14 protein-coding genes are annotated in these 16,269 nt (G+C 44.0%); 4 read left to right on the top strand and 10 right to left on the bottom strand.

The annotated features are described in order from the left end of the window. The first annotated feature begins 17 nt into the window (after nucleotides 1-17). Entirely contained in the window at nucleotides 18-1,532 is a 1,515-nt protein-coding gene (locus GSY63_RS15335) for a hypothetical protein (RefSeq protein WP_166586688.1), read from the top strand. 335 nt (nucleotides 1,533-1,867) lie between these two features. Here GSY63_RS15335 and rodA read toward each other — a convergent pair whose 3' ends face one another. The 6 genes from rodA to purH form a co-directional block, all read right to left on the bottom strand. Continuing rightward, entirely contained in the window at nucleotides 1,868-3,148 is a 1,281-nt protein-coding gene (rodA, locus tag GSY63_RS15330) for a rod shape-determining protein RodA (RefSeq protein ID WP_166586687.1), read from the bottom strand. Further along, nucleotides 3,138-5,141 (bottom strand): penicillin-binding protein 2, encoded by a 2,004-nt coding sequence (gene mrdA, locus GSY63_RS15325; protein WP_166586686.1) that lies wholly within the window; start codon nucleotides 5,139-5,141, stop codon nucleotides 3,138-3,140. The genes rodA and mrdA overlap by 11 nt, the downstream gene beginning before the upstream one ends. Then, nucleotides 5,138-5,656 (bottom strand): rod shape-determining protein MreD, encoded by a 519-nt coding sequence (locus tag GSY63_RS15320; RefSeq protein WP_166586685.1) that lies wholly within the window; start codon nucleotides 5,654-5,656, stop codon nucleotides 5,138-5,140. The genes mrdA and GSY63_RS15320 overlap by 4 nt, the downstream gene beginning before the upstream one ends. Beyond that, nucleotides 5,634-6,482, bottom strand: a complete 849-nt coding sequence (mreC, locus tag GSY63_RS15315) for a rod shape-determining protein MreC (RefSeq protein ID WP_166586684.1) — start codon at nucleotides 6,480-6,482, stop codon at nucleotides 5,634-5,636. Before mreC ends, GSY63_RS15320 begins: the two co-directional genes overlap by 23 nt. Nucleotides 6,483-6,568: 86 nt before the next feature. Beyond that, complete coding sequence (locus GSY63_RS15310; RefSeq protein WP_074487496.1) at nucleotides 6,569-7,591, bottom strand: rod shape-determining protein; 1,023 nt, start codon at nucleotides 7,589-7,591, stop codon at nucleotides 6,569-6,571. 115 nt (nucleotides 7,592-7,706) lie between these two features. Beyond that, nucleotides 7,707-9,233 carry a bifunctional phosphoribosylaminoimidazolecarboxamide formyltransferase/IMP cyclohydrolase gene (purH, locus tag GSY63_RS15305; RefSeq protein ID WP_166586683.1) on the bottom strand — a complete coding sequence of 509 codons (1,527 nt, stop codon included), beginning with the start codon at nucleotides 9,231-9,233 and terminating at the stop codon, nucleotides 7,707-7,709. 188 nt (nucleotides 9,234-9,421) lie between these two features. Between purH and GSY63_RS15300 the strand changes: the two genes are divergently transcribed. After that, the gene (locus GSY63_RS15300; protein WP_166586682.1) at nucleotides 9,422-10,723 is read left to right on the top strand and encodes a hypothetical protein; all 1,302 of its coding nucleotides are present in this window, start codon (nucleotides 9,422-9,424) and stop codon (nucleotides 10,721-10,723) included. A 94-nt stretch (nucleotides 10,724-10,817) separates the two neighbouring features. On the opposite strand, the gene purN is transcribed toward GSY63_RS15300, so the two are convergent. Both purN and GSY63_RS15290 read right to left on the bottom strand, forming a co-directional pair. After that, entirely contained in the window at nucleotides 10,818-11,396 is a 579-nt protein-coding gene (gene purN, locus GSY63_RS15295) for a phosphoribosylglycinamide formyltransferase (protein ID WP_166586681.1), read from the bottom strand. Between the two features lie 79 nt (nucleotides 11,397-11,475). Then, nucleotides 11,476-11,967 carry a lipocalin family protein gene (locus GSY63_RS15290; protein ID WP_166586680.1) on the bottom strand — a complete coding sequence of 164 codons (492 nt, stop codon included), beginning with the start codon at nucleotides 11,965-11,967 and terminating at the stop codon, nucleotides 11,476-11,478. A gap of 179 nt (nucleotides 11,968-12,146) precedes the next feature. Here GSY63_RS15290 and GSY63_RS15285 point away from each other — a divergent pair, with 179 nt between their 5' ends. Further along, nucleotides 12,147-13,187: an NAD(P)-dependent alcohol dehydrogenase gene (locus GSY63_RS15285; protein ID WP_166586679.1), complete on the top strand. Its 1,041-nt coding sequence runs from the start codon at nucleotides 12,147-12,149 to the stop codon at nucleotides 13,185-13,187. 164 nt (nucleotides 13,188-13,351) lie between these two features. Further along, nucleotides 13,352-14,341 (top strand): 3-dehydro-L-gulonate 2-dehydrogenase, encoded by a 990-nt coding sequence (yiaK, locus tag GSY63_RS15280; RefSeq protein WP_166586678.1) that lies wholly within the window; start codon nucleotides 13,352-13,354, stop codon nucleotides 14,339-14,341. Between the two features lie 115 nt (nucleotides 14,342-14,456). Here yiaK and GSY63_RS15275 read toward each other — a convergent pair whose 3' ends face one another. Both GSY63_RS15275 and panB read right to left on the bottom strand, forming a co-directional pair. Then, complete coding sequence (locus GSY63_RS15275) at nucleotides 14,457-15,206, bottom strand: RluA family pseudouridine synthase (protein ID WP_243749242.1); 750 nt, start codon at nucleotides 15,204-15,206, stop codon at nucleotides 14,457-14,459. 104 nt (nucleotides 15,207-15,310) lie between these two features. Continuing rightward, on the bottom strand, nucleotides 15,311-16,126 hold the full coding sequence (panB, locus tag GSY63_RS15270; protein ID WP_166586677.1) for a 3-methyl-2-oxobutanoate hydroxymethyltransferase: 816 nt from the start codon (nucleotides 16,124-16,126) through the stop codon (nucleotides 15,311-15,313). Between the last annotated feature and the right edge of the window lie 143 nt (nucleotides 16,127-16,269).

The following is a 16,269-nucleotide window of genomic DNA, read 5'->3' as shown; positions in this document are numbered from 1 at the left end:
TTTCCTAACATATAACCATGAGGCAGCAGGACGTATTTAAAAAAATAGGCAATATTTTACAGGAACTGAACGAGCAATATGATTACCTTAAGACTCAGACCGATAACATAGATGACCTTGAACTCGAGCTGTTTGCCGCCAATTCGCACTTCTTATCAGACCACCTCGAGATATTAAGAAAGCTTAATTTACAGCTTACTAAAAGCCTTCCTCCGCACCAGCCAAGCGCTGAAATATTGCCACAAGCAAGCTTTCAACCAGCCGAACCAGAGTTGGTTGTTGAGCCGCCCGTAGCCTTTGCAGAAGAGGTACCCGAGCAGCATTTTACTGAAATTGAAGCCCCTACCCTCGAAGAATATTACGACATAGAAGAACCTGCCGGCGAGGAGCCGGGAGAAACCACACCCGAGTTTGTTTTTGATTTTGTTAATGAAAAGGCAGGCCCGCAAGAAGAGCAAAATCTGGCTGCCGAACCGCAATATGAACTTGTAACTGAACAAACAGAAGAAGCATATACCGAACCGGAATATCAACATACGGAACACGAGGAAACTATTGAAATTGATGAGCCTTCATATCAAACAAAAGAGCCTGTAGCTACTGAAAAAGAAGAACCAGTAGATGCTTTTGAAGAACCGGAAGTTGATCAGGAAGACCCTAAAGCCGAGAAAGAATACCTATTCCACACCGATACAGAAGAAACTACACCAGAAGTTGACGAGCCGGAAGAGGATGTCGTTGCAGAAGCTATCCCCGAAAAAGAACCGGAACTTTTCTCATTTGAGATACCAACTAATAATCCGGAGCCTGAAATAAATATTGAACCTGAAACAGGCCGTGATACTTTTTCTTTTATCAGGACTGAACCCGAAGTTCTTCGCAATGATTTAACCCTCGACGAAGCCGAGACTTTTGCGTCTGCCGATAAGGACGAGGCGGGTACCATTAACGCGTCGTACCGCGATGAGGCCCAAACAGGACAGGAGCCGCAACATACGCCTCTGCAAGAACAAACCTTTGCTGAGCCGGAACCTGATGTACCTGAAACTATGGTTACGCCTACAATAGAAACTGAGAGCACACCAGAGCCAAAGCAGGAAGTGCCCGCTTTCACAACGCCCCCGCAGACGCCAACTTACACTGCTACGCCTGAACCTATGCCGACCTACCAGTTGAACAGGCAACCAGAGCCGCAGCCAACCCCAGCCGCGGAGCCCGAAAGACCATTAACATTAAACGAAAGGATTTCGGCACAACGGGCTAACAACACCCAGGCGACACCTTCGGCCCTACCACCTATTAAAGACCTTAAAGGTGCCATTACGCTTAACGACAAAATGTTGTTCGTTCGTGATTTGTTTAATGGATACAGCCTAGCTTACAGCGAAGCCATTGAAATTCTTAACCGTTTCAACAACTTTGATGATGCCGAACGTTTCTTAAACAGCAATTACGTAGAGAAAAACCGCTGGGCGGATAAGCCGGGAACTACGGAGAAGTTTTTTGAGTTGTTGAAAAGAAGGTTTGCGTAAGTAACATTAACTTAAGTTAAGAAATAATTTGTCAGGCTGAGGGCACTCGAAGCCCTTTCCCACAAAAGCTGGTGCTTCGATTAGCGTATCTGTTGCGATAATTTACGTTAGTCCGCTCATAGCCGCGGAGGCTTAGTTACTTTTGGCTTGATCCAAAAGTAACGAAAAGATCAAGACAGAAAAAAGCTCCACTGCACAGGTCTTGCCCTCGGCCCCGCTTTTCTGTCTGGGCCACCTCTTTTTTCTTTTATACTTGTTTCATAGAACTCTTAACAAATACGATGACATGGCAACGTTATTGCTACAACAATCACAAGGGGGATTGATAAAGAGGGCTAATTAGGTGAGATCGTACCCATCCTGTTCGAATCCAACTTTATCATTATAAACAGCAGGATGGTAAAACTCCATAACGAAGAACCACCATAGCTGATAAATGGCAAAGGAATACCGATTACCGGGACTACGCCTACCGTCATCCCAATATTGATGATGACGTGAAAAAATAACACAGATGCGACTCCATAGCCATAGATCCTCGAGAATGGGGATCGCTGTCGTTCGGCCAGCATGAGAAGCCGTAGCAGCAAAAAGAGATATAGGCCAATGAGCACCACCGAACCAGCAAAACCCCACTCCTCTCCTACGGTGCAGAATATAAAGTCGGTGCTCTGTTCGGGTACGAATGAGTATTTAGTTTGGGTGCCCTGTAAGTAACCTTTACCCCAAAGCTTGCCCGAGCCGATGGCAATTTTAGATTGATTAACGTTGTAACCCTTCTTACGTAAATCCGTTGTGAGGCCTAGTAAAATATCAATACGCTCTTTTTGGTGCTGCTTTAATACGTGCAGGTAAATATACTTTACACTAAAAATAAAAGCTACAGAAATGAGCATCCCAATGAACACCGTAAACATCACCTGCCTGAAACGCCTCAGTGTCCACATAATAAGCAGCCCTAATATCACTACGCCGATGACCAGATAGATCTGATTATAAAGCAGCGTCAGCACGAAGAGGACAATCATCAAGCCTATAATGATCAGGAAATAGGGTGATAAACCTTCGCGATAAAGCACAAATATCAATGAGCAGAACACCAGTGTAGAACCGGTATCTGGCTGCAGCATAATAAGCAACATTGGCAAACCAATAATGGCGGCTGCCGAGAAGAACGACCGTGGTTCGGTAATACGGATGTTGGTACCACTCAGGTAGCGCGCCAGCAGCAATACGGTTGTTACCTTGGCAAACTCGGAAGGCTGAAGCCTGAAACTACCCAACGGAATCCAAGCCTGGTTACCGCCCACGTTTCGCCCGACGACGAGTACCGCTATCAACAGTATAACAGTGATGATGTAAAATATGGATGCAAACGTGATAAAGAACCGATTATCCAGCAGTAGTATTACAATAGCCAATATAATTGACGACATGATGAATATAAACTGCTTACCATAGTTAGTATCAAAATCAACAAAACCCGGATGCTTAGGGTCGAAAACTGCTGAGTGAATATTAAACCAACCGATAGCACATAAAGTAAGATATAGCAATACCGTTAGCCAATCGACATTAAAAAAGAAACCACGTTGATTTGTGCTGCTATTGCTCATCGTCTTTTCGTTTTATTTGAGCAGCCGCTAAAGTGCGCAGCAGGGTATCTTTCTTATTCTTTCTGGAAGCAGCTTTAACCTGTACTGCCGGTTTATTAGTGGTATCGCCTTTTTGTTGTTTCGTACTATCCGCTCCTACCTTTGGTTTTACAGCAGGCTTTTGTCCCGGCAGCGGCGGCAATAAATTTGCGTTGGCATAATATTCAGGCGTTATGCCCGACGGGCGGGTAGTTATCGAATCTCTTAAATATTTCTCAACTATAAAGCTGGCAATGGGCGCAGCCCATGTACCACCATCACCAGAGTTCTCTACCACTACGGCTATGGCAATCTTAGGATTTATACGCGGTGCAAAAGCCACAAACAGCGAGTGGTTTTTACCGTGCGGGTTTTGCGCAGTACCGGTTTTGCCACACATGTCTATACCCGGAATCATAGAACCACGTGCTGTGCCCACCTGCACAACCTGATGCATACCTTCAATTACCGGCTCGAAATATTGTGGATCGATGCCGACGTCGTGTTTCGAAGTAAACTCTTTTTTAACAATATTTTTATCGCCAATAGCACGGATAAGATGTGGGGTATAGTAATAGCCATGATTGGCAATGGTACATTCGATATTGGCTAACTGCAAAGGCGTAGCCTCTAATTCACCCTGACCGATGGCCAGAGATATAATGGTGCTTGCGCGCCAATGGTTTTTACCATGAATATTGTCGTAGTGCAAAGCTGTAGGTACGTTGCCCCGGCCCTCGTGCGGCAAGTCGACGCCGAGCTTAACACCGAATCCGAACTGGTTAACACGGGCTTTCCAATCTGTAAAGGTTGCCTCTGTTTGCTTGCCACCGTGTTCGTTAATAAGTTTATCGAAAACGCTACAGAAATAAACATTGCAAGAACCAGCAATACCCAACGTAAGGTCTGTTGTACCGTGATGGTGCGTACATTTAACCATGTGATTACCGGCCCAATATCCACCTGCACAGAAATAGGTAGTTTGCGGAGTAAGTATCCCCTGCTGCAAGGCAATTAGTGCACTTAGCGGTTTAAAGGATGAGCCCGGCGGATAATACGCCTGAATAGGCCTGATGAAAAGCGGATTATATGGATCGTCGTACAGCTTGGCTACGTTGTTACCGCGCTCGCGGCCAACCATCAGGTTGGGGTCGTAAGTAGGGCTGCTCACAAAAGCCAGGATCTCGCCTGTTGATGGCTCGATGGCTACGATACTACCCACCTTGTTCTTCATCAGCTTTTCGCCCAGTTTCTGTAAACGGATGTCGAGCGATGATTGTAATCTTTCACCCGCAACTGCAACGGTGTCATATGCACCATTGGCAAATTTACCTTTGGGTACGTTACGCGAATCGACCATTTGATTGAGTACACCACGCTGGCCGCGTAATAAGTCTTCGTAAGCTTTTTCTACACCGGTACGGCCAATGTAGTCGCCGGGGCGATAGTAGCCGTTAGATTTTTCGATATCCCGATCGGTAACCTCGCCCACGTATCCTAAGAATTGAGCTGCTGTAGAATCGGGATAAGTACGGATGGTGCGGGGCTGAACATCAAAGCCCGGAAATTCGTAAATCCGCTCAGACAAAGAAGCCCATAGCCTTGCCGGCAATTGTTTCTCAAATATCGAACTACGGTATGGCGAATATTTAACGGCTTTAGCAAAGCGTTTATCAAACCCCTCTTTATCGATACCAATCATTTTGCAAAACTCCAGGGTATCAAATTCCTTAACCTTACGGGGAGTTACAATGATATCATAAACCGGTTCGTTCTGCACCAGTATTTTATTGTTGCGATCTAATATCGGGCCGCGTGCAGGGTACATAATAACCTTGCGGATTACGTTACTATTAGACGCCAGCAAATACTTGTCGTCTATGATCTGCATATAGAAAAGCCGCACCAGCAGGGTGAGGCAAAGGATTATAAATATCCCGGTAATAACGTATCGGCGCGCAAAAAAACTGTTCATTTACGTTCTCTACTCCTGAAAAATAAGAAGCCTGAAATCAGCATTAAAAATATGGTAAATACTGAACTTAATATGAAACGTAATAAAGTATATTGTATTTCAGAAATGCGAAATACTTCGAGGTTGAATAGGAAAAAATGGTGACACAATGTAAGAATGGATGCATAGGCAAAAAACCATCTGAAACCCATTACACTCAGCGTTGGTTCGGGCTCGTTATCGAACCCGTCTTTTTGCACGGTGATGCTGATGAACATTACCCGCACCATGGCCATTAGCACGCAAGCTGCTGCATGTAAGCCAGGTGTATCATAAAAAGCATCGATAGTTAAACCCAGTATAAACGATAGCAGAAACAGCAGCAAATTCGGTGTTTCGAACGGCAACAGCAGTATAAATATGATATAAGGGTACGGCGTAGAAAGGTTATAAAGCGTTAAGTTTTTCAACAGGAAAACCTGCAGAAAAACCATCGCCACAAACCTTATTAAATTAGTTATTAGTATCCTGATCATTTTTCTTTTGCTGGGCCTCTAGTGTGGCCTGTTCTAAAGCCAGTTTATTAATTACTACGTAAACATATTCTAACCGGCTGAAATCTACAGCCAGGTTTACTTCCATGTTGAGGAAAAAGCCGCCGCCTTTAGCATTAAGCTTGCTTATTTTACCAATTGGTATACCCGGAGGCCATAAAGAGAAACCCGAGGTTACCACCGGTTCGCCAACGTGAGGCTTAACGTGGTTAGGGATATCTATTAATAAACCGGTGTGCGGGCCAAGGTCTTCACTCCATATCATAGAGCCAATATCCTTAGTATCCGTTACCATGGCACTAATCTTGGTGTCTTTATGCAAAAACGATCTTACTGTTGCAAAGTGCTCTGATACGTTTACCACAATACCAACCAGTCCACCACTGCTGATAACACCCATATCTTTAGTAATACCTTCGTTGGTACCCCTGTTAATAGTGATATAATTGTTAGAGCGGTTAACCGAGTTGTTAATTACCTTGGCAGCAATGTAAGTGTATTGTTGATGATAGTTACTGTCGGTAACGGTATGTTTCTGTGCAGTATCAACGTAAAATGCTGTAGGCAGCTTACCACGCAGGCGGGCATTTTCGGCCATAAGGCTGTCATTGCTTTCGCGCAGGGCAAGGTATTGGTTCAGCTTGTTTACACGGCCATAGATATTACCTGTAACCTGGTTAGAGCTGTTGATAAAAGTAGCTTTCTGAAAAGAGTTATACTTAATGTAAATAATCAGCGCACTTATCTCAAATATCAGGAACAGGAAGAATGCGTTGTACTTGCTGATGAAGATCAATAGGTTACGCATGCTTTCTAAATGATTGAGTTATAGAATGAGTGAATGATAGAATAGTACTCAGTCATTCTATCATTCACTCATTCTATCATTGCTTTTTATTGCATTAAAAACTTAAAGTTACCAATATTTTTAAGGGCAGTACCGGTACCACGTACCACAGCGCGAAGCGGATCTTCGGCTACGTGTACAGGTAGTTTGGTTTTGGCAGCCACACGTTTATCTAAACCACGCAGCAATGCACCACCACCGGTTAAATAGATACCTGTTTGGTAAATATCGGCCGAAAGCTCTGGCGGAGTGATCTCCAACGCTTTCAATATTGCTTCTTCAATCTTAGAGATCGATTTATCTAAGCAATGCGCAATTTCGGTATATGATACAGTGATTTGTTTTGGCACACCAGTCATTAAGTCGCGGCCTTGTACTGCGAAATCAGCCGGTGGATCTGCCAACTCTGGCAATGCAGCACCTACTTCAATTTTGATCTTTTCGGCAGTACGGTCACCGATCATGATGTTGTGTTGGCGACGGATGTACTGAACGATGTCAGCATCGAAGTTATCACCTGCCACCCGGATAGATTGGTCGCAAACGATACCTGATAATGCGATAACGGCAATCTCTGTAGTACCACCACCGATGTCGATGATCATGTTACCCATTGGTTCTTCTACGTCGATACCAATACCTACCGCAGCAGCCATTGGTTCGTAGATCAGGTAAACCTCTTTGGCACCTGCAATTTCTGCCGAGTCGCGCACGGCACGTTTTTCAACCTCGGTAATACCTGAAGGGATACATATTACCATTCTTAACGACGGAAAAAACCAGCTTTTACCTTTGTTGATCATTTTGATCATCCCGCGGATCATGTGTTCCGCAGCATCAAAGTCGGCAATTACACCATCTTTAAGCGGGCGCACGGTACGGATCTTTTCGTGCGTTTTACCTTCCATTTGCATGGCCTGGCGCCCAATGGCAATAACTTTATTGGTTTGTCTGTCTAAAGCAACGATTGATGGTTCATCTACAACCACTTTGTCGTTATGTATAATCAGGGTATTTGCTGTACCTAAGTCAATCGCAATTTCTTGCGTAAAAAAGTTGAATAAACCCATTTATATGTGTTTCTAATAATCTGCAAATTTGAAAAAAAATTACTTAATAAGCTGCATTTAATAGCTTGCTTTTTAAAGCGTTAAAAAAGGCAGATTATTGTAATCGTTTCTAAATTTAGTGTTTAAAATGTCTAACTCCAGTGGTTACCATCACAATATTTTTTTGGTTTGCCATATCAATAGAATCCTGATCTTTGATAGAACCTCCCGGCTGTAAAACAGCCACAATACCCGCATCCGCTGCTATTTCAACACAATCAGGGAATGGGAAGAAAGCATCAGAAGTCATTACCGCACCTTCAAGATCAAACCCGAAACTTTTTGCTTTTTCTATTGCCTGGCGTAAAGCATCAACCCTTGAGGTTTGCCCAACACCACTTGCCAGCAACTGATCGTTTTTAGCCAGTACAACGGTATTTGATTTAGTATGTTTCACAATTTTATTAGCGAAGAACAAATCTTTTAACTGCTGTTCGGTTGGCTGTGCGTTGGTAACCGCAGTCATTTGCGCCGGGCCTTCAATAACAGCGTCTTTATCTTGCTCAATTACACCGTTTAATAAGGTTTTAAATTGCTTAACTGGCAGTTCAACCGTATTGCGGATCAGGATCACGCGGTTCTTTTTGCTGGTTAATACCTCTAAAGCTTCTTTGGTGTAGGCAGGGGCAATCAGCACTTCATAAAACAGTTTACTGATCTCAATAGCGGTTGCTTCGTCAATTTCTTCGTTAGCGATAATTACACCACCAAAAGCCGAAACCGGGTCGCAAGCCAAAGCATCGATCCAGGCTTCTTTAATAAAGCTGCGCGAGGCGATACCACAGGCGTTGGTATGTTTTAAAATGGCAACAGTTGGCTCGGTAAATTCGTCGATCAAAGCTACTGCTGCGTCAACATCAACCAGGTTATTGTATGATAACTCTTTGCCATGCAATTTCGTAAACATAGCATCTAACTGACCATAAAACACACCTTGCTGGTGCGGGTTTTCGCCGTAGCGTAAAACCTGGCTTTGCTGTATGCTTTGTTTAAATACAGGTAGTTGCTCGTCCTGGTTAAAGTAGTTGAAAATTGCGGTATCGTAGTTTGATGATACGTTGAAAGCTTTCAATGCGAAAGTCTTGCGATCTTCGATATCGGTCTCGCCGTTTTTCGTTTTTAGCAAACCTTCCAATGTTTGGTATTCATCTTTCGACGAAATGATCACAACATCTTTATAATTTTTTGCAGCAGCGCGGATCAAAGAGATACCACCGATATCAATCTTCTCAATCACATCATCGTGGCCTGCGCCAGATGCTACCGTTTCTTCAAACGGGTATAAGTCTACAATCACCAGGTCAATTTCCGGGATCTCGTATTGCTCCAGTTGTTGCAAGTCCTGATCTAAACTGCGTCGGCCTAAAATACCACCAAACACTTTGGGGTGCAGCGTTTTAACACGACCGCCTAAAATAGACGGGTAAGAAGTAAGGTCTTCTACTGCGATAACCTCGCCACCTAAACTGCGGATAAAAGATTCCGTTCCGCCGGTGGAATATATTTTAACGCCTAAGCGATTAAGTTCATGAATAACCGGTTCCAAATGATCTTTGTAATAAACCGATATTAGCGCATTTTTAATTTTTACGGGCTGACTCATTGAGGGAAATTTTCGAGCCGCAAAAGTAGTGATTTTGAATGATTAGTTAACTATAAGTTAGTCATTTATACGCAGGAAAATTTACAGCGAAATTTTCTTTGGGATAGGGTAACATCAACCGCATTATCATTTATTTTTTAGCTTAGCATCAGCGCAACATATCTGCGTCGGTTTCGTCTATAAATAATATGAAAAAACTACCTGCCTTAACACTGATCCTTATTTGTATTTACTCACTTTCCTACGGGCAAGACAACACCAAAAAGGTAATTACCGCTGATATAGATAACTTTTGGAACGCCTATGATAGCATCCGTACTACCAACGACAGCCTTAAGCAGCTTTACTACATTCAGAAACTATATATTAGCGTAGGCACTGAGGGATTACGTGCTTTTATGGAAGCCAAGGATTACAAAGCTCAGGATTATGTTTCTGCTATACGCCACTACCCCAAATTCTGGAACTCGATAAGGGAGAACACGCTTAAAGTTAAAACGCTTACAACACAGTTTGATCCTGACTTAAAAATCCTCAGGTCGATATATACCGATCTTAAACCCGCTACGATCTACTTCACCATTGGCGTATTAAATTCTGGTGGCACCAGTGGCAACGGCATGGTACTCATTGGCGCAGAACTGGCTACGGGCAATTCGCAGGTTGATATATCTGAACTCCCCCTTAACTTACGAAACAATCTAAGTGCTTACTTCGCGAGCGACCCTTTTAAAAATATTGTGCCGCTTAATATCCACGAATACGTACATACCCAGGAGCACGGCGAACCCTATAATTTATTATCGCAATGCATTTACGAAGGCACCTGCGATTTTATAACCGAACTGGTTACCACCCAAACGCTCCCACTGCCTTACATGAGCTACGGTACAGAACACGAACCGGGATTGAAAGAGCAGTTTGCCACCGAAATGTTTACCAACAATTATCGCAATTGGCTATATAATGGCGTTAACAATGGCAAGGTGGGCGACCTGGGTTATTACATGGGCTACGTAATATGCCGCTCCTATTATAATAACCACCACGATAAACGCAAGGCTGTGAAGGAAATGGTAGAACTTAACTATGCAGATACCGCGGCCGTTGAAAAGTTTTTAGCCAACTCGGGATATTTCCTCAAAACCTTGCCGCAATTGCACCAAGCCTATGAAGTTAAGCGCCCGATAGTAGTTGGCGTATCAGTCTGGCCAAACAAGCTGGTAGATCCGGCTACCAAAGAAATTAAAATAAATTTTTCGGCAGTGATGGGCCGAAGTACAGCAGTAGATTATGGCCCCGGTGGCAAAGATAGCTACCCCGTTACCGGCCAGTCTGGCTTCTCGCCAGACAAAAAATCATTTACCTTTAACGTAAGCCTGCAACCAGATACCGACTATGATTTCGTAGTAACAGGCGGCGGCTTCCGTTCTGCAGACGGTTATCCACTGGTAAGTTATACGGTGAAGTTTAGAACGGCGGCGAAATAGTGACAATTTGGAATGGCAGTAGCTGTTCACTGCAATCTCAAATAGCCGTGCTTTCCCGACGAATGTTGGGACAAGATGACGGTTTGAACTAAAATCAACTCTTAATCTTAGTCAGCAACCCCTCTATTACTCTTGGAAAATGATGGTGCTCCAACTGCTGGCCTTTAAACTTAACAATTTCGAGTGTATCGGTAGGTTCAATCCTGAATTTGAACTGGTGGATTACCTCCCCCTCGTCAAAATGCTCATTTACAAAATGGATGGTAATGCCCGATTCTTCTTCGTGGTTATCGAGTACAGCCTGGTGCACTTTATCGCCATACATACCCTTGCCACCATATTTAGGCAACAACGATGGGTGTATATTAATAATGCGGTTAGGAAATGCTTTCAGTAGCGATTGTGGCACCAACCACAAAAAGCCGGCAAGCACAATCAAATCTACCTGCAGATTTTTAAGCAGCTTAACAACACTGTCGGTTTCAAAAAACTCGTGGCGGGTAAATGCGTGCGAAGGTATTTCGAAATTGTCGGCCCGCTGTAAAACGTAAGCCTGTGGATTATTACTCAGTATCAGCACCACCTCGGCAACTGTACTACGTTTAAAATGCTCCAAAATTTTTTGCGCATTGGAGCCCGAGCCCGAAGCAAAAATGGCGATTCTCTTTTTCAAATTATCCCCTTTATTATTAATTACCCAAATATAAAATTTTGAAGCATACTTTATAACCCAAGCTGCTTAATATGAGTTACTACTGATGAATAAAGCCCCACCTTTTGATAACCCTTGTTTGCGTAGATGTATAATACGAATTAACGTCGCCGGTTTGTAACACCAAAGAATATCCTCCTAGCGATACAATTTGCGCATTTCTAAAAGGGCTATCAGTAGTATCGCGGCCACCAGTTACAGTATCCCTGCAAACCATCGCTGCATTTAATGTTAGCTTATCATCGCTGAGCGCCCATGTGCCTTTATTAGTGGTATCGCGACAAATAAAATTTTGATAAGAGCAGCTTTTATCTGTACTGAAAGTGAAGGTCTGTTTCAACGAGCAATTAGTGTTCAATGTATCTGTTTCTATGAGCGAAGAGCCTACATAGGTAGATACCTGCACCGAGGCCAGTTGCCACGGAGAAACGGTTAGGAAATTAGAAATCGAATCCTGATTATCTTTCTTGCAGGAGTTTACGGTTAATATGGTTAACCCGGCTACGATCAATACAATTAAAGTTTTCTTCATTGGCATCAGCGGGCAAAAATAGCAAATCCCTGCTTAGTAAACGGCAGCGGGCAATTGTTATTTTACGGTAATATTCCATTCCTATCATCCTCATTATGATTTAAGTTCCGGATGGCGATTTTTTATTTAAATATAGAATGCCCAACTTTACAAATACACAACACACATCTTAATAAACTATGATAGCAGCAAAAGCTTATGCAGCTCCAAAAGCACATGCTAACCTGGAGCCTTTTAAATTCGACCGCCGTGAGGTTGGGCCTAAAGACGTTCTGATCGAAATTGCCTACTGTGGCGTTTGCCACTCAGACATTCACCAGGTGCGCGACGAATGGGGACATGGGATATTCCCAATGGTTCCCGGTCACGAAATTGTTGGCCGTATTACTAAAGTTGGAGCCGAAGTAACCAAATTTAAAGTTGGCGACCTGGCCGGCGTTGGTTGTTTTGTTGATTCGTGCCGCCATTGCCCTAACTGCCTGGCAGGCGAAGAACAGTATTGTGATGTTGGCATGATAGGTACCTACAATGGCCGCGATAAAGAAGGCAACCCAACTTACGGTGGCTATTCAAACCAAATTGTGGTTGACGAGCAATACACGCTTCGCATTTCTGAGAAATTGCCATTGGCAGGGGTTGCTCCATTATTGTGTGCGGGCATTACAACCTACTCGCCTATTATGCACTGGAAAATTGGCAAAGGCCATAAGGTTGCTGTATTAGGTTTAGGTGGTTTAGGCCACATGGCTGTTAAACTGGCGGTATCAAAAGGTGCAGATGTTACTGTATTAAGTACTTCGCCAAACAAAAAAGCCGATGCAGAAAAGTTAGGCGCTCATCACTTTGTGGTAACCAGCGACGAAGAACAAGTAAAATCTGCAGCCGGATCTTTTGATTTTATTATCAATACCATTTCCGCACAGCACGAGTATAATTTCTATTTACAAATGCTTAAAGTTAATGGCACGATGATCTTATTAGGCGTTCCGCCCGAATCACCAACGCTGGCAGCATTCCCTCTTATTGGCAGACGCAGGAGCATTGCCGGATCGCTAATTGGCGGCATTGCAGAAACACAGGAAATGTTAGACTACTGCGCGGAACACAACATTGTTTCTGACGTGGAGGTTATCCCTATCGATTACATCGACACTGCATACGATCGCATGATTAAAGGCGACGTACGTTACCGCTTTGTAATTGACATGGCAACGATTTAATTAGTTCTTAAAGCCTATTGTCATTGCGAGCGATAGCGTGGCAATCTCGTCGAATGCTTACTCGATATGTATAACTACGAGATTGCCACGTCGTTCCTCCTCGCAATGACAATTTTGTTTTGGACTACTCATTCATTCACTCCCTCCTCATTCAAAACTAAACGATGCGCATCCCCTTCCAACAAATGCAGGCCGAGTTTAACCGGGTATTGCTTAAACTGAACTTCACACCTGCCAAGGCCGAAGCTATTGCCACCATATTTGCGGAGAATAGCCGCGATGGGGTTTATACGCATGGCTTAAACCGCTTCCCGGTGTTTGTAAAGTTTGTGAAAGAAGGCCATGTAAAACCTGATGCCGAACCGACCGCCGAAATCGGGCTGGGTTTGTTAGAACGATGGAATGGCAATTACGGACCGGGAATGTTAAATGCTCGTTTCTGTATGGACAGAGCTATAAAACTCGCCGAGCAGCATGGCATTGGCTGTGTGGCAATTAAAGACACGAACCACTGGATGCGCGGCGGTTCTTACGGTTGGCAAGCCGCCGAAGCTGGCTATATCGGCATTTGTTTTACTAACACCATTGCTAACGTTCCACCATGGGGAGGTATTGATCCGAGATTGGGTAACAATCCATTAATTATATCCGTGCCTCGTAAAGGTGGCGACGTAGTTTTAGATATGGCCGTTTCGCAATACTCATTTGGCAAGTTGCAGCAATACCGTTCATCCGGCGAAACACTGCCTTTACCCGGAGGCTACGATAAAGCTGGCAAACTATCTGTAAACGCGGCCGAAATCATCGAAACGCAACGTCTATTACCTATTGGGTTCTGGAAAGGTTCGGGGCTGTCGTTAATGTTAGATTTGCTGGTTACCATTTTAAGCGGTGGCAACTCCACGGCTAAAATATCTGAGGGCAAAACCGAAAGCGGCGTATCGCAAGTGTTTATCTGTATTAAACCCGACAACGGCGCATTTACCGACAACCTCATTGAACAAATTATCAACTACAGCAAATCCAGCAGTCCAGTTGATGCTGATAACTCTATCCGTTTCCCCGGCGAAGGCACGTTAATAACACGGAAACGGAATTTGAAAGAAGGTATACCGGTTGATGAAGTGATTTGGGAAAAGGTTTTGGGATTGTAAACCCTCGTTATGTCATTGCAAGGAACGAAGCAATCTCATAGCTATCCAGATCGATAGTGTATGCGACGAGGTTGCCGCGCTATCGCTCCTAATGACATGATGTTAAATAACAAGACTATTCGTCACTTCCCTTCAATACCGAATCCTCATCACTATCCTGAATCAGGTGTGCAAACTTTTCCCAGAAACCATCTTTAGGCAGCGGGGCCTTAATATCGATTGGTTCCTTTTTTACAGGATGTATAAATTGCAATCGGCGGGCGTGCAGACAAATGCTTTTGCGCAGGCTTCCGCGGGGATAACCGTATTTATTATCGCCTACAATTGGGCTATTTAAAGAAGCCAGTTGCACCCTGATCTGGTGTGGCCGACCGGTGATTGGGTTAACCTGTATTAAGTAATAACCATTCAGTTCGCCAACCAAACGGTAATGCAATTCTGACCGCAGGCTGCCTTTTACTTCGTGCCCATGAGCGGTGGTAACATTCTTTTTAGGGTTTTTAACCAACCAATGCACCAGGTTGCCAAAATGTGGCTCTGGCCGGTTGCGTACCACGGCGTAATAGATTTTACGCATTTGCCGGGTTTTAAACAACTCGTTCATACGCTCTAAAGCCTTACTGGTTTTAGCAAATAAAATCACACCGCTAACAGGTCGGTCTAGCCTGTGTACTACGCCTAAAAAAGCCCCATTAGGCTTGTTATACTTTTTAGCGATGTATCGCTTTACCTTCTCGTCCAGTGGCTCATCGCCGGTATCGTCAACCTGTACAATATCACCTGCGCGTTTGTTAACAGCAATAAGGTGGTTGTCCTCATAAAGGATATCGTTATCGGTAATATCGGCAGGTACGTTTTGCATCATATTTTTGAATTCAGAGGTCGTGGGTCCGAGGTCTGAAGGTATAACAGTTATCGTGTATTGTTTTGTTTTGAAATTTATTCCTCCCCCTTTAGGGGGCGGGGGGCCTAATACTGCTCTTTCTCGCTTGGGAAATCGTTTGCCTTCACGTCGCTTACATAACCTTTAATGGCACCGTTCATCACCTCGTACAAATTGGCGTACTGGCGTAAGAAACGTGGGCGAAAACCTTTGTTTAAACCCAACATGTCATGAATTACCAATACCTGGCCCGAGCAATGCTGCCCCGCGCCGATACCGATAGTTGGAATCTGCAAGCTGTCGGTTACTTCCTGGGCCAGGGCCGCCGGTATTTTCTCTAACACAACACCAAAACAACCCAACTCTTGAAGTTTCAGGGCATCTTCTTTTAGCTTTTTCGCTTCTGCTTCTTCTTTGGCCCGCACTGTGTAGGTGCCAAATTTATAGATGGATTGCGGTGTTAAACCTAAATGCCCCATTACCGGGATACCTGCTGTAAGGATACGGCTTACCGATTCGGCTATTTCTACACCACCCTCAATTTTTACCGCGTGGGCACCGGCTTCCTTCATAATGCGGATGGCCGAGTTCAGCGCCTCTTTAGAATTACCTTGATAAGTACCGAAAGGCAGATCGACCACTACTAACGATCGGCTTGCACCACGCACTACCGATGATGCATGATAGATCATCTGGTCGAGCGTGATAGGCAAGGTGGTTTCGTGCCCGGCCATTACGTTCGATGCCGAATCTCCAACTAATATTACATCGATCCCCGCGTCGTCAACAATTTTAGCCATCGAATAATCGTATGCGGTTAGCATGGCTATTTTTTCGCCCCGGTTTTTCATTTCCTGAAGCGTATTGGTGGTAACGCGTTTAATCTCTTTATTTACAGACATAGCACAATATATTTAGATGCGAAGCAAAGGTAGAAACTACTTTCAGAAATTATTTAAATTTTACTTAACATACAGATTAAAAAGTCGTATTTTTGCAGCGTGAATCCAGAGGTCAACTACTTCATGTTTTCTGCCCATTTCAG

The sequence above is a fragment of the Mucilaginibacter agri genome, from assembly GCF_009928685.1.
Lineage (GTDB): Bacteria > Bacteroidota > Bacteroidia > Sphingobacteriales > Sphingobacteriaceae > Mucilaginibacter > Mucilaginibacter agri.
The sequence above is the reverse complement of the archived record's forward strand: the minus strand, read 5'-3'. Positions and strand labels throughout refer to the sequence as shown.